Below are 14,253 nucleotides of genomic sequence, written 5' to 3' on the forward strand. Positions count from 1 at the left end.
GCTCTCACAGAACCCGCGGAGACCTGAACGGTAGGGTAGAACTCATGATTCGACCGCTCCCCAAACCGGGACCCTTCCCGGCACGCTCGCAGGCTGTGGAGGAAACCTCCGCCGGCGGGCTCGTGGTCGATTTCTCATCCCGCGGCCGTGAGGTCGCCGTCATAGCCCGCATCAACCGGGCCGGCAGGCTCGAGTGGTGCCTGCCGAAGGGCCACCTGGAAGCCGACGAAACAGCAGCCCAGGCCGCCCGCCGCGAAGTTGCTGAGGAAACCGGCATCGAAGGCAAGGTCATCGCACCCCTGGGCAGCGTCGACTACTGGTTCTCCGCCGCCGGATTCCGCATCCACAAAGTTGTTCACCACTTCCTGCTGCGTGCGGTGGGCGGGGAACTCACTGTCGAGAACGACCCCGATCACGAGGCGGTGGCAGCCGAGTGGGTTCCCTACGCTGATCTGAGCGAACGGCTGTCATTCGCCAACGAACGCCGCATTGCCCTCGCCGCCGGACGACTCCTTCGATACCCCTCATGAAGATCATTCGCCCAATCGCCGCTGCGACAGCAGCGGCCCTGACAGTCCTGCTGGGAACCGCTCCCCTGCCCACCCCAGCGCAGGCCCAACCCGCGCAGGAGCAGACCTCCGCCTCGGCAGAAGAACAGGGCACAAACCGTGCGAAAGAGCCCGGCATCGAGATCACCTCGATCACCCCGTGGCTCGATGACAAGGGCACCCTGTCCATCACCGGACACGTGCGCAGCGGAAAGAAGGAACTGAAACAGCCCACGCTTCAGGTGGGCATGTCCTCCCAGATTCTCAATTCCGCCGAAGCCGTCAACGGGTGGGCGCGCAGCCCCAACCCCCACCGGTCGCTGACGAGCATCGCCCCGGACTTCAAACCGGAAACGGGCGATGACCCCATCACCGCCAGCCCGCTGCCTGAGACCATCAAAGCCAACACCACGGCCCGCTTCAGCGTGACAATCCCGGCTGCAAAGCTCGGGCTGTCAGCCAAAGACCCGCTGTCCGCGTGGGGCCCGCGCGGCATCCGCGCAGCCGTGACGACACAAGCCGGCGCCTTCGAACAGCCGACAACCGCCTACACCACGTGGTACCCAGAACCGAAAATCGACCAAACGCAGCTCGGGGTGGTCATCCCCGCCACCATCACCCGCTTCGGCCTCGACGGGAAGTACGTGCCCCAAGAGCTTGAAAAAGCCGCCGCCGGAGGGGAGCTCAGCGACCTTCTTGACGCGATGAAAAAGGCACCGGACGCTGCGATCGCCGTCGACCCCCGCCTGCTGCTGAGCATCAGCAGCACCCTTGAAGCCCATCAGAACTCCGAACAGACAGAAGCCACCGGCGGAAGCGAAAATGGCGAAGCCGCACCGGGCGAATACAGAGAACTCGAAGCCTTCTGGAGCGAGTTCCGCGAAGAGCTGACCAAACACGACATCATCCCGCTGCCCTACGCTGATGCAGACCTGCGCAGCGTCCGGGCCGTCGGCGAAGCCAAACTGGCCGATTTGGCACAGGCCGCTTCCCGACAGATAGCAGAAGCGGTGCCAGAACTCGAAGGCAGCAACCGGATTCTTCGCTACGCGTGGCCGGCTGCGGCCGGAGCCGACAGCAAAACCCTCAACACGCTCCACTCCACCGGCCACGATGCCGTGCTGCTGAGCGAAGACCAGCTGCCGACCAGCGCCTCTCACACGGCGAATGCGCGCGCCCAGCTGACCATTGATGATCTCGGATCGAATATCCCCGTGCTTGTGACCAACCGTCACCTCAATCAGGCACTCGGCATCACCGCACCGACAAGCTCCGGGGACGAAGGACCTGCCGACAGCAAAAACAGCAGCACGCAGGCAGCATCCGCGGCAAGCCCGCAGTCGCCCAGGTCAGCTGAAGACATCAGCCGCGTTATTGCTTTGACCGCCGCAATCACCGCCGAACGTCCCTTCGATCAGCGCTCCATCCTCATGAGCCTGCCGCGCCGCACAGCAGAATCCGACTGGGCACAATTAGCCGCCATGCCACAGGACCTCCCCTGGCTGGATCCCATCAGCCTGCCCCAATTGGAAAAGACCGATAAATCCGACCGCGAAGCCTTCCAATCAGCTCAGACGACAACCCTGCCGGCCCCTACGATGGCGCCCCTGCCGGGCCTGTACAAAGACATCGGCGTCTTCGATTCGCTGTTCGCCGATCCGGGCGAAGCCCGCACAGCCGATTCGCGCATGCTTCTGACCTGCGCGTCTGTCGGCTGGAAGAACCAGCCGAAGCATCTCAGCGAATGCGTCGCAAGCGCATCCCAAGCCGCCGAGGGCTTCGGCGGTCGCATTGGCATTGAACGCGGATCAACCGTCCTTCTGGTCACCGGCGAATCAACGACAATCCCGATTACGGTGCACAACAATTCGACCCGCACGGCCAAACTCGCCGTCAACCTGCGCCCCGAAACGGCACAGCTGCAGGCCGAAACCTCCCCCACACAGACAATCGGACCCGGCGAACACGCTCGCTTCACCGTCCCCGTCAAAGGCATCGCCAATGCCGACGTGCCCAGCCGCGTCAACCTGGTAGCCGAAGACGGCACAGTGATCCCCACCGACGAACAGATGTTCGTGCGCGTCCGCGCCGACTGGGAGAACATCGGCACCGCAATCGTCGGGTCCGGTCTGGCGATCGTGTTCATCGTCGGCCTGTACTTCTCCGTACGCCGCGGACGGCCTAAGCTCCCCCAGAGCCAACTGGAAGCAGCCGTGGCACGAGCAGAAAGCCAAAACGACTAGTCTGCTGTGCTTGTGGCACCAGCACCTGGCGCCTCGGTCCCTTAAGCAACAGCGCAGACACACCACCCACCACACAGAAGCGCACAGCCTGACAACAGCGCACAGCCGAAGAGGAGTTTTGTGAGCACATCGAAAGCAGCGTCATTCGCCAAATCCTCCGCGATCATGGGAGCCGGGACGCTCGTCTCGCGCGTCCTCGGGCTGGCCAAGACCATGCTGCTGACCGTGGCCATCGGCGTCACAATCGGCGGTGCGGCCGACGCCTTCGACGTTGCCAACAAAATCCCCAACAACCTGTACATGCTCCTGGCCGGCGGTGTGCTCAACGCCGTTCTCGTCCCGCAGATCGTCCGCGCCGCCGAACAGCCCGACGGAGGCAAGGACTACACCGACAGGCTGCTGACCCTGTCGATCCTGCTTCTGGGTGGGCTCACGATCCTCGCCACAGCCCTGGCGCCCGTACTTATCTGGCTGTATTCGTCGTCAACCTGGTCGCCCGAGCAGACCTCACTTGCCGTCGCCTTCGCCTTCTGGTGTCTGCCCCAGCTGTTCTTCTACGGGCTGTACACCATGCTCGGCCAGGTGCTCAACGCCAATTCTTCCTTCGGGCCCTACATGTGGGCGCCGGTTCTGAACAACGTAGTGGCCATCGCCGGGCTGCTCGTGTTCATCTGGATGTTCGGTCCCGGCTCCGAAGGCCAGCACCCCGTGGGCGAATGGACCGGCCCCATGATCGTCGTACTGGCCGGATCCGCAACCCTCGGCGTGGTCGCGCAGGCCCTGGTACTCATCTGGCCGCTTAGGCGAATGGGCTTTCGCTACACACCCCGCTTCAACTTCCGAGGTGTCGGACTGGGAACAGCCGCGCGTGTCGCCGGTTGGACCTTCGGTGCGCTGGTCGTCGGCCAGCTGGGCTTCCTCGTGATTTCGCGCGCGGCTGCCCTCGGCACGTCTCAGGGCGGCGAAGTCAGCGCATCCAACGCCGCATACACCGTTTCCTACCTGATCTTCATGCTGCCGCACTCACTCGTCGCGGTATCACTGGCAACAGCGCTCTTCACACCGCTGTCGAAGTACGCCGCCGCCGGCGACACCCCCGCTGTCAAAGACAGCTTCCGCACCGGTGTGAACCTCGTAGGTCTGGTCAACATGTTCTTCACCGCCGCCTTCATCGCACTGGCCGGGCCCGCCGCAATGGTCGTCGGCGGAGCGGGCTTCGAACAGGCCCGAGCCCTCAGCCTGGTTATCATCGCCATGATCATCGGGCTGGTGCCCTTCAGCGCAAACTATCTGCTCCAACGAGTCTTCTACGCCTACGAAGACGCCAAAACCCCGTTCTGGATCAATCTGCCCCAGGTGGTGCTGACCTCCATCGGGGTGATCATGTCGGCTCTCGTCCTGCCCCGCCACCTGATCGTCGCCGGCATCGGCCTGTCCATGAGCACCGGCTACGTCATCGCGATGCTGCTGTCGTTTATCCTGTTGCACAGGAAGATCGGCAACCTCGGCGGCAAGACGATCGTGTTCGCCCACATCAAGTTCGGCCTCGCAGCAGCGGTGTCCGGCGTCATCGGCTCTTTCCTGCTGAGCAGACTCGGTGATTTCTGGGCAAGCCGTGGGACCGCCTTCCTCGCAGCCGCCGGCATCGGAACGCTCATGCTGATCATCTACTTCGGCATCTGCTGGGCGCTGCGCGTTCCAGAGCTGCGCTCACTCATAACAACGGTGCGAGCCAAACTCGGGCGCTGATCATGTTTTCAGGCTATGCCGGTTAGAATCGATAGCCATAGCACACACGGGAGGTGGGACAGCTGACAAGCGCAGACCGCGGCACAGTCGTCGCCGACCGCTACGTCATATCTGAAGTGCTCCGACCCTGGCTTCCCGACCATCCAGAAGTCGGCCAGGTCAACCTCGGCCTCGACGCCGTTCTCGACGCTCCCGTCATCGTGTACACCGCCCGCGAAGACACTGCGGCCGGGCTCTTCAGCACCGCCAATCGCGCGGCCCTGCTGGCTGATCCGCGCATTCCGGCTATCAAAGACGTCGGCATGCAGGACGACCTCGTGTACATCGTATGCGATCGCACAGGCGGCACACCCCTGTCGAAGATGCTCGCCAACGGTCCTCTGTCCGTCGACCAGGCCCGGGCCGTGATCGGGGAAGTCGCAACCGCACTGACCCACGCTGACAAAAGGGGCCTGCACCACCTGATGCTTGGGCCCGAATCGGTTGCCGTCACCCCCGAAGGCGAAGTGATTGTCCGAGGTGTCGGCATAGATGCAGCAGTTGCCGATGCTGTCGAAAGCCTCGAAATCGACCTGCTCACACCCAGCCGGGCAGCCCGCCGCGACGCGCTGGACATCATCAACGTCTTCTACTCTGCTCTCACCGGCCACTGGCCTGGCGACCACGACCGCGCGGGATTGCCCGCGGCCGGACGCAAAAACCGTCGAATCACACCCGTCGGGGCTTTTACAAGCGAACTTTCAGACGAACTCGAAGTGTTCATCTCCGGTGTTGTCGGCGGCACCGATCCCGGCCCGCGCTCCCCCAGCGAAATCGTTCGCTACCTGGACAAGTGGGACACGAGCCTGCTGACCGAACTGCCCCAGCTTTCACGCACCGAAAGCGAACTCTTTGCCGAAAGCGCCGGCCCTGCCCACCCGGAACCGGAGGAAGTCGAGCCCCAGGCCAGCGCTTCTGATGCGCAGATGGCCAACGCCTGGGCTCGTATCGGGCTCGTTCGTCCAGGTGTTTCCGGAGCCGCCGCCGGTCTCAGCGGCGTGGGCGTCACTCCTTACGACGACCGCATGAAAATGGCAAAGGCCACCCGCTTTCCGCTGTCACCAGACCAGCTGACCGGCAAACCGGAGTGGACGGCCGAGAACTCCCCGGCAAGCACCGCCAGTGCGCACGACCCGAACCTGACGGTGCCGATCGTGCACCGCGACGACTCAGAGCCGAGCACCCAGGCAATGCCGGTCATCCACGAACCCGAAGAGCCGCTTGCAGACGACGGCGACGGTTCGTGGTTCTTGGGCGGAGTTTTCCAAACCCGCGAACAAGAGTACGCCCGCCAGCGCGCCGAATACGACCACGAACGCCGCCTGCAGGAACACTCCCGCCGTCTCGCAGAATCTGCACAGGCAAAACAACACGCTGAAACCGCGAAGCAGCCGGTCCAGAAACCACAGGCTTCCGACGGCAAAGGCCAGGCGTCTGCAACCCAGACAAAGCCGGCCGCACAGTCAGCAGCGCCCGCCCAGCACACCGCAGACAAACGCACAGCGGAAGTCGGCGGCACCTCGACATCGGCCGGATCTTCCGAATCGGTCGGAACTTCGGCAAAAGGCACGGAGACGCTTGCAGCTGCAACCAGCGGCGCTGCCACCGGAAAGAGCGGCGCATCCAACACCTTCAACACGGCGAAAAGTCAGGGCAGCCAGGCTGAGTCTGCGAAGAAGCGCGGTGTCGTCTACGCAGCCCTGGCTCTCATCGCCATCGGCATCATCACTATCAGCGTGAGCATTTTCCGCATGTCCGGCAGCGACGGAGGCGACGCCGACACCGCAGCCCCACAGCCGGCCCCGCAAACCAATACAACAGCGCCTGCTGAAGAAGAGAAGAAGCCGGAATCGGTCAAGATCGAAATCACCAAGGCCAAGGCCCTGGACCCGCAGGGTGACGGCAAGGAGAACAACGCCAGGGCAGAGAACGTCCTGAAGAAAAAGGACAACTGGACTTCCGACCGCTACAACTCCGCGAAGTTCGGCGGGCTCAAAGACGGCCTCGGCCTACAGCTGACGCTGAAGGACGAACAGGAACTGACCAAGGTCATCCTCGATTCCAAGGCCAAGGGCGGTGCTTTCGAAATCCGCATCGGCAGCAGCCCCGAAGATGCCAAGACCGTCGGCAAGGGCAAATTCGGCAAGAACACCGAAGTCGAACTCGACGAACCCGTCAAGACCGACAGCTTCTACGTGTGGATCATCGAACTGCCCACCTACGAAGGCAATTCAAAGGCCGCCATCAGCCAGATCACCGCCTACGCCAACAAGGGCTGACCTGGCACCGGGCTCGTTTCACCCGCGGAATAACGGTCCGAACACCGCCGTTGCACCCAGGAGAAGACCACAGGCGCCGGATCAGCCGGAGCAACGCTTCCAAGGAGAACACCCGTGACCAATATGAAGCTCATCATCGTCGGCTCCGGGCCAGCCGGATACACCGCCGGCGTATACGCGGCCCGCGCCGGATTCGAACCGCTCATCATCGCCGGTTCTGTCACTGCAGGCGGCGAACTGATGAACACAACAGACGTCGAGAACTTCCCCGGCTTCCCCGAGGGAATCCTGGGGCCTGACCTCATGGAGAACATGCGCCAACAGGCCGAGCGCTTCGGTGCCGAAGTGCTCTACGACGATGTCAAGACCATTGACTTCTCCCCCGGTGCGCACAGCCTCACCACAGAAATGGGCGAAGAGTTCACTGCCGAAGCCGTTATTCTCGCCACGGGGTCGGCTTACCGCGAGCTCGGTCTGGACAACGAGAAGGCTCTCACCGGCAAAGGCGTGAGCTGGTGTGCCACCTGTGACGGGTTCTTCTTTAAAGACCAGCACATCGCAGTGGTCGGCGGCGGCGATTCCGCAATGGAAGAAGCCACCTTCCTGTCGCGCTTCGCCTCGAAAGTCACCCTTATCCACCGCCGTCAGGGTTTCAGCGCATCGCACACCATGGTCAAACGGGCTCAGAGTGATCCCAAGATCGAGTTTCTTCTCGACGCTGAAGTCACAGCCGTCCATGGTTACGACAAGCTCACGGGCGTCACGGTCCGCAACACCACAGACGGCTCAGAATCTCAACTCGACGTCACTGGCCTGTTCATCGCCATCGGGTCCGACCCGCGCACCAACCTGTTCAAGGGTCAGCTCGACCTGCACGACAACGGCTACATCAAGGTTGACGGCCGGTCTTCGCGCACAAGCGTAGAAGGTGTGTTCGCTGCCGGCGACGTCGTAGACTCTGTGTACCGACAGGCCGTTACGGCAGCCGGTTCCGGCTGTGCCGCAGCCCTTGATGCTGAAAAGTACCTGGCCGATCACGCCGATAAGGAGTAAACATGTCTCAAGAAGTCACCGACGCCGATTTCGAGGCGGAAGTCCTCAAGCACGACAAGCCCGTCCTTGTCGACTTCTGGGCCCCGTGGTGTGGCCCGTGCCGGCAGGTCGGACCAATCGTCGATCAGATCGGCGAAGAAAATGCTGAAAAACTCAAGGTCGTCAAGCTCAACACTGACGACAATATGAAGACGGCAGCCGAGTACGGCATCACCGGTATTCCGGCTATGTATGTCTTCAGCAACGGTGAAGTTGTCAAACAGATTGTCGGCGCAAGGCCCAAACCTGCACTCGAAGAGGAACTCGCCGAATTTATCGGCTGATTTTCGCAGCCCAGACCGCTTCAGGCGCCCAATGTAGAATCATTGGGCGCCTGACACTTTAACGGAAGAATCTATGGACACCTATTTTTCACACGGGGACAGCGATCCCATCATTGCCGTGACCAAAGGGCACCTTGGCCGACTGGGCTACGTTGTGGGCGCACCGGACAACGCCGTATTCGATCACACGTTCGAATCGGGTCTTCGGCAGTTTCAACAGGATCGCGGAATCGTAGTGGACGGTGTCCTTGGCAAAGAGTCTCTGGACGAAACTGAGCTTGCACGTTTTCGCTTGGGCGATCGAATTCTCAAGTACGATCCAAGCAGACCCCAGATCGGGGACGATGTGGCTGAGCTTCAGAAGCGTCTTGCCAATCTTGGCCTGCTCACCTCTTGGATCAGCTTTCGGTTTGAGGAGTCCACTGACACCGCAGTTCGCAGCGCGCAGCGCGAACTGGGGCTGAACCCCGACGGCATTGTCGGACCGAAGACCATCAAGGCCCTTATGGATGTGCACCGTGACCATGCCGTGGGCAACATCTATAACCTTACTGAACGTGCACGCGTCAAGTCCCTGGGCCCGTCCCTGGCTGGACAGGTGATTGTGCTGGAGTCCGCTGCGTCGACCCACCACTTCCCCACCGCCGAATTCTCTGCTGAGCAGCGAGAACTTCAACGCCGGATCAGTGACGATATTGCCCGCCGTGTTGACGGTCGTCTCACTGCACTTGGGGCCGCAGTCGTGCATGCCACGGACGACAACCCCAACATTGCCGACGAGCTTGGGTCCTCCGCGCTCATCTCGATCGCACTAGACAACAGCCCTTCTCCGCTGCCGAACGGGGTCGCCACCTACTACTTTGGTTCAACCAGGACACCCTCGATCTTCTCGCCCGTAGGCCGGGAACTCGCGAACCTGGTTTCACGTGAAATCGATTCGCGGACTCCCCTGCTGAACTGTCGCTCACACGCAAAGTCGTGGGAATCTCTTCGCAATCTCAACACACCGAAGATCTACGTCCTTGCAGGATACGTCAGCAGTCAACACGACATTGCACTTCTCGAAGACGCATCTGTGCGAGTCGATATCGCCGAAGCAATCGTCGCGGCGATTCAGCGGCTGTTCCTAACAGAGCAGAATGACTATGACACCGGCACGCTTGACCTCAGCAACGTCCCCTGGGCTACTCGCTCTTAAACTCAAGTCTCCGCCCCGGGTCCATCACGCCGGGCGCTTCCTGCCCGCTATCCCCAGGTACCCTGACCGTAAAATCCCGGGACATCGTTCACTCGATGTCCCGGAATTTTTACATTCAAGTTGCTTTTCTGCTCGCGTATCTTACTTTCAAATCTTCTCGACGAGGTGCTCACACAAAGCGGCAGCGCTTGATTAGTTGGGACGAATTATGTGGGAAAGCCCGGCCAAACCCGATAGCGGTATCTGCGCAACCACTTGTCGGAATACCACAGCGCAAGGGCGTGTGCTCATCCGTCGAATCGACCTGCAAAGTTAGCTGCCCGCAACCAGGCCGCGAGAATACCGACGTGTCCAATTAACGATTTCGCGATAGACCAGTGCATTTACGTCGATCGTCATCCGCAGCCCAGTTCTCAGCGGCCGCGGTTCACGGTGTCCTGCGAAGAGACACGCAGAATTGCGCGCTCAGGCCATTTCGACCGTTTGCACACAAATACGACTGAGGCCGGCACCTTTTGGTGCCGGCCTCAGTTCACACAGGGGTTTAGGTTCTTGGGACGTTAGGGCTGCTGCATCCCAAGAGCTTCAACAATTCGCTTGAGGTCATTCTCATCAGCGAACTCTACACTGATCCGACCTTTGCGTCGGCCCATAGAAATTTTGACCCTTGTGTCGAGCTTGTCGCCAATAGTTCGTGCAATCGACTCAAGTTCTGGATTCGGTTTCGATGTTTCACGTGAAACGGGCTTATCGTCTCCCCTATTCATGAGTACGACTGACTCTTCTGTTGCGCGAACAGACAGCCCTTCTGCGACGATGCGCTGAGCCAGTACCTCCATGTGCGCAGCATCCTCGAGACCAAGAAGCGCACGCGCATGACCCTGAGATAGAACTCCCGCAGCTACACGGCGTTGCACCAGACCGGGCAGCTTCAACAAGCGCAGTGTGTTCGAAATCTGCGGACGCGAGCGACCAATGCGCTCTGAAAGCTGTTCCTGCGTGCAGTTGAAGTCTTCGAGAAGCTGCTGGTACGCGGCTGCTTCTTCGAGTGGGTTGAGGTCAACGCGGTGAAGGTTCTCGAGAAGGGCATCACGCAGGAGGTCATCATCACGAACATCGCGGATAATGGCCGGAATTTCCTTCAATCCAGCTTCTTGAGAAGCGCGGAATCGGCGCTCCCCCATAATCAGCTGGTAGGAAGGCTTCTTCGGGTCAACAACGCGGACCACTACTGGCTGAAGGACGCCGACTTCCTTGATGGACGTGACCAGTTCAGCGAGAGCGTCTTCGTCGAAAACGTCACGGGGCTGACGTGGGTTCGGCGAAATCTGCTCAACAGGGATCAGGCCGAACGCGGCGCCCGGAACGTCTTGGAGGTCGGTTTCACGTGAAACATCCTGTTGCGTTTCACGTGAAACATTGTTGTTTGCTGCCGTGCTCGCTGACTTCGGCTTGGTTGCAGCCTTCTTGGCCCCAGATGCCGTTTTCTTAGCCGAATCTGCAGACGACTTTGGGGCGTTCTTCGCGGGCGCGGCCGACTTAGCTAATTTGGCTTTGGTCCGGGATTGCCGCATACCGGCAGCCGGGTCAACTATTGTTTCACGTGAAACACTATCCTTCTTTTCTCCATCCCCGGAAAAGAAGACATCGATAGGTCGTTCTTCGCTGACTACGTCCGGGATGAGCGCTCCAATTCCACGACCAAGGCCCCGACGACGCGACTTCGGTGCTTCACTCACTGTGCTTTACTCCTCGCTGTGCGATCTCTTGGGCGGCTTCGCGATAGGAAAGCGCGCCGGACGAACTAGGTTCATAGGCGATAACGGTTTGCGCAAAGCTGGGCGCTTCGGAAATGCGTACGGAGCGCGGTATGGATGTGTTGAGAACTTGCTTGGGAAAATGAGCTCGGACATCTTCCGCAACTTGGGAGCTCAGGTTGGTGCGCGAATCGTACATGGTCAGCAGGATTGTGCTGAGCTCCAAGGCAGGATTCAGGTGCTTTTGAATGAGCTGAATATTGCTGAGCAGTTGGCTCAGCCCCTCAAGCGCGTAGTACTCGCACTGAATGGGGATCAGGACTTCGTTTGCTGCAACAAAAGCGTTGACGGTCAAAAGTCCCAAGCTGGGCGGGCAGTCGATGAATACATAGTCGACGCGCGAGCCCTCTTCTTCCCTTTTCTGCAGATACGCGTCGAGAGCAACTGATAGGCGCTGTTCGCGGGCAACCCTAGAAACCAGCTCGATTTCTGCGCCGGCAAGATCGATAGTTGCCGGGACCACTGCAAGGGTTTCGAACTCTGGGCAGTAGGCGATGGTGTCCGCAATGTCCATGTCGTCGATGATGACGTCGTAGATGCTCGGAACTTCAGTTGAGTGATCGATGTCAAGGGCAGTACTCGCATTGCCCTGGGGGTCAGAATCGATGACGAGCACTTCGAGACCATGCTTTGCAAGCGCTGCTGCCAGGTTGACCGCCGTAGTTGTCTTTCCTACGCCACCCTTTTGATTGGCGACAGTGAAGATTCTTGTTGAGTCCGGTTTGGGGAAGGTCGCTCTCGAGAGACGGGCAGCACGCTGATTATCACGTGCAATCGCCGCACCCAAGGGAGTCGACTCATCCAAGATAGCCATTCGCCCTCCATTTGCGCCGTTGATTTTGTTTGCTTCCTATTCTACGCGTTTCACGTGAAACATCACGGCGGAGGATTAGAACACTATTCGAACAGTCAGCGACGAATGACTTCCACTACGCGCGTTGGCTGTTCCAAGACTCCTTCGCCCACATGTTTTATAACCGGAGTGTGGCAGCGGTGAACCTTCACTGCCTTCTTAGACTTGTAGATTTCTTCCTGCGCACGGTCCCCCTTGATCGCCAGCAGTCTGCCCTCCGGGCTCAGCAGTGGAGCACACCAGTCGATCAGCTGCGGCAGCGCCTTGACCGCACGTGCGGTGACGGCGGTGAACATTTCGATGTCCACAAGGTCTTCGGCCCTAGCGCGCACAATGCGCACGTTTTCAATCCCGAGGTCATCGACAACCATGGTGAGCCAGTCGACACGGCGTTCCATCGCCTCAATCAAAGTGAAGGAAATATCCGGGCAGGCAATAGCCAGGGCGAGCCCGGGCAGGCCAGCCCCGGACCCGACGTCGCCAACGGAATCACCGGGACGAAGCAGTTCCCTGACAACAGCGCAGTTGAGAATGTGCCGCGTCCACAGCCGGTCGACTTCGCGCGGTCCGATAAGGCCCCATTCAACACCTGTCGTGGCAAGGTGCTGGGCGTAGGCCTCGGCAATCGCAAGACGATCGCCGAAGACCTCTGCCGCGGCCTGGGGACGAGGTTCGGTCATGGCAGGCTGATGACCACGTGGCGCTTGGGGCCTTCGTCTGCAGATTCAGAGACCAGGCCTGCGCGTGAAACCTGGTCGTGGATGACCTTGCGCTCAAAAGAGTTCATGGGCTTAAGCGCAACGGATTCGCCGGTCTCCTTGACCTGGTCGATCTTCTTGTTGGCCAGTTCCTTCAGCTGGTCGCGGCGCCTGCTGCGGAAGCCGTCGATATCGAGCATGAGCCACGAGCGCTGGCCGGTAGCAGTCTGCACGGCAAGGCGTGTCAGTTCCTGCAGCGAGTTGAGGACCTCACCTTCGCGGCCTACCAGAATGTCGACCTCGGAGTCCTCTTCAGGTGGAACAATGGCAACCTGGGCACGGCCTTCAACGACGTCGATGTCGATATCACCGTCAAGGTCGACAATGTCGAGAAGTTCTTCGAGGTAGTCCGCGGCGATGTCGCCTTCTTCTTCAAGAAGTTCGGCGCGGGTGGGCTTCTTGTCTTCTGTCGAGTCAGTCATCGTCACTCACTTCTTCTTTTTCTTCTTCTGACGATTCTTGCTGATCGGCTGCTGGCGCTGGCCGCCCTTCTTGGCCGGTGCTTCTTCTTCGGCCTTCGGCTGCATGTGCTTGGGCAGTTCCCGGCCCTTCTTGGCGTAGCGGGCCTGCATTTCCTTCTCGGCCTTGGAACCGGGGGCGGGCATATTGCGGATGACGATGAACTGCTGAACCATCGTCCACGTGTTGGTGGCAAGCCAGTAGATGAGCACACCGAGCGGGAAGTAGATGCCGCCGACGGCGAAGATGATCGGAAACAGGTACAGGAGCATCTTCTGCTGCTGCATGAACGGGTTGTCCATGGCCTGCGCAGACATGTTCTTGGACATCATCTGCTTCTGCGTGATGAACTGCGTGGCAGCCATGATGATGATCATGACGGCGGTGAGCACCTTGACGCCGATGCCGTCGCTCATGAAGGTATCGCGCAGGTAGATGCCGAAGATGGTTGCGTTGTCCATCTGCTTGGCAAGCTCCTGCGTCATGCCGCCGATGGCGCCCATGTTTCCGGCTGCGATTTCCGGAACGTTGTGGATCACGCGGAAGAGCGAAAAGAACACCGGAATCTGAACGAGCATCGGCAGGCAGGAGGCCAGCGGATTTGTGCCGTGCTTCTTGAACAGCGCCTGCTGTTCTTCGGCCATTTGCTGCCGGGAGTACTGGTCGCGCTTGCCCTTGTACTTTTCGCGCAGTCGCTGCATATCCGGCTGGAGCAGCTGCATCTTCCGCTGCGCCTTGATCTGATAGACGAACAGCGGAATGAGGATCGCGCGGATCAGCATTGTCATTGCAATGATCGCAACGGCCCAAGTCCACCCGTTTTCAGCGGGCATGCCGATGGCAGTGAAGATGTCGTGGAACAGACTGAGGATCCACGCGATCACCCACTGAATGGGCTTCAGGATTGTGTCCATGAAGTTTTCGTTCTCCTAGG

At 60.2% G+C, this 14,253-nt stretch carries 12 protein-coding genes; 7 read left to right on the plus strand and 5 right to left on the minus strand.

The genetic code is table 11. The features are described from left to right. Positions 1–44: 44 nt before the first annotated feature. From GC119_RS05415 to GC119_RS05445, 7 genes are all read left to right on the plus strand, one after another. Positions 45–530 (plus strand): NUDIX hydrolase, encoded by a 486-nt coding sequence (locus GC119_RS05415; RefSeq protein WP_070575992.1) that lies wholly within the window; start codon positions 45–47, stop codon positions 528–530. After that, a complete protein-coding gene (locus GC119_RS05420; RefSeq protein WP_151952648.1) occupies positions 527–2,791 on the plus strand; it encodes a DUF6049 family protein in 2,265 nt (754 codons plus the stop codon). The genes GC119_RS05415 and GC119_RS05420 overlap by 4 nt, the downstream gene beginning before the upstream one ends. A gap of 120 nt (positions 2,792–2,911) precedes the next feature. Next, positions 2,912–4,540, plus strand: coding sequence for a murein biosynthesis integral membrane protein MurJ (murJ, locus tag GC119_RS05425; RefSeq protein ID WP_083304226.1), 1,629 nt, complete (start codon positions 2,912–2,914; stop codon positions 4,538–4,540). A gap of 53 nt (positions 4,541–4,593) precedes the next feature. Beyond that, complete coding sequence (locus GC119_RS05430; protein WP_151952649.1) at positions 4,594–6,858, plus strand: hypothetical protein; 2,265 nt, start codon at positions 4,594–4,596, stop codon at positions 6,856–6,858. A 123-nt stretch (positions 6,859–6,981) separates the two neighbouring features. Next, positions 6,982–7,911 carry a thioredoxin-disulfide reductase gene (gene trxB, locus GC119_RS05435; RefSeq protein ID WP_226829304.1) on the plus strand — a complete coding sequence of 310 codons (930 nt, stop codon included), beginning with the start codon at positions 6,982–6,984 and terminating at the stop codon, positions 7,909–7,911. 2 nt (positions 7,912–7,913) lie between these two features. Continuing rightward, positions 7,914–8,234, plus strand: coding sequence for a thioredoxin (gene trxA, locus GC119_RS05440; protein ID WP_151952651.1), 321 nt, complete (start codon positions 7,914–7,916; stop codon positions 8,232–8,234). Between the two features lie 73 nt (positions 8,235–8,307). Then, positions 8,308–9,432: an N-acetylmuramoyl-L-alanine amidase gene (locus tag GC119_RS05445; RefSeq protein WP_151952652.1), complete on the plus strand. Its 1,125-nt coding sequence runs from the start codon at positions 8,308–8,310 to the stop codon at positions 9,430–9,432. A gap of 560 nt (positions 9,433–9,992) precedes the next feature. Here GC119_RS05445 and GC119_RS05450 read toward each other — a convergent pair. The 5 genes from GC119_RS05450 to yidC form a co-directional block, all read right to left on the minus strand. Then, positions 9,993–11,171 (minus strand): ParB/RepB/Spo0J family partition protein, encoded by a 1,179-nt coding sequence (locus GC119_RS05450; protein ID WP_151952653.1) that lies wholly within the window; start codon positions 11,169–11,171, stop codon positions 9,993–9,995. Beyond that, positions 11,164–12,063 carry a ParA family protein gene (locus GC119_RS05455; RefSeq protein ID WP_070576012.1) on the minus strand — a complete coding sequence of 300 codons (900 nt, stop codon included), beginning with the start codon at positions 12,061–12,063 and terminating at the stop codon, positions 11,164–11,166. The genes GC119_RS05450 and GC119_RS05455 overlap by 8 nt, the downstream gene beginning before the upstream one ends. A 95-nt stretch (positions 12,064–12,158) precedes the next feature. Continuing rightward, positions 12,159–12,782, minus strand: a complete 624-nt coding sequence (gene rsmG, locus GC119_RS05460; protein WP_151952654.1) for a 16S rRNA (guanine(527)-N(7))-methyltransferase RsmG — start codon at positions 12,780–12,782, stop codon at positions 12,159–12,161. Continuing rightward, positions 12,779–13,282, minus strand: coding sequence for a protein jag (locus GC119_RS05465; protein WP_070776731.1), 504 nt, complete (start codon positions 13,280–13,282; stop codon positions 12,779–12,781). Before GC119_RS05465 ends, rsmG begins: the two co-directional genes overlap by 4 nt. Positions 13,283–13,288: 6 nt before the next feature. Further along, positions 13,289–14,233: a membrane protein insertase YidC gene (gene yidC, locus GC119_RS05470; protein ID WP_070576016.1), complete on the minus strand. Its 945-nt coding sequence runs from the start codon at positions 14,231–14,233 to the stop codon at positions 13,289–13,291. Positions 14,234–14,253 lie beyond the last annotated feature (20 nt).

The organism is Brevibacterium sp. Marseille-P9724 (assembly GCF_902500275.1).
Classification (GTDB): Bacteria; Actinomycetota; Actinomycetes; order Actinomycetales; family Brevibacteriaceae; genus Brevibacterium.

What these genes read in the sequence shown, in the direction of transcription:
- yidC (WP_070576016.1), bottom strand. Translation starts at nt 14,233, where the DNA reads ATGGACACAATCCTGAAGCCCATTCAGTGGGTGATCGCGTGGATCCTC.
- trxA (WP_151952651.1), top strand. Translation starts at nt 7,914, where the DNA reads ATGTCTCAAGAAGTCACCGACGCCGATTTCGAGGCGGAAGTCCTCAAG.
- GC119_RS05455 (WP_070576012.1), bottom strand. Translation starts at nt 12,063, where the DNA reads ATGGCTATCTTGGATGAGTCGACTCCCTTGGGTGCGGCGATTGCACGT.
- GC119_RS05415 (WP_070575992.1), top strand. Translation starts at nt 45, where the DNA reads ATGATTCGACCGCTCCCCAAACCGGGACCCTTCCCGGCACGCTCGCAG.
- trxB (WP_226829304.1), top strand. Translation starts at nt 6,982, where the DNA reads ATGAAGCTCATCATCGTCGGCTCCGGGCCAGCCGGATACACCGCCGGC.
- rsmG (WP_151952654.1), bottom strand. Translation starts at nt 12,782, where the DNA reads ATGACCGAACCTCGTCCCCAGGCCGCGGCAGAGGTCTTCGGCGATCGT.
- GC119_RS05420 (WP_151952648.1), top strand. Translation starts at nt 527, where the DNA reads ATGAAGATCATTCGCCCAATCGCCGCTGCGACAGCAGCGGCCCTGACA.
- GC119_RS05445 (WP_151952652.1), top strand. Translation starts at nt 8,308, where the DNA reads ATGGACACCTATTTTTCACACGGGGACAGCGATCCCATCATTGCCGTG.
- GC119_RS05465 (WP_070776731.1), bottom strand. Translation starts at nt 13,282, where the DNA reads ATGACTGACTCGACAGAAGACAAGAAGCCCACCCGCGCCGAACTTCTT.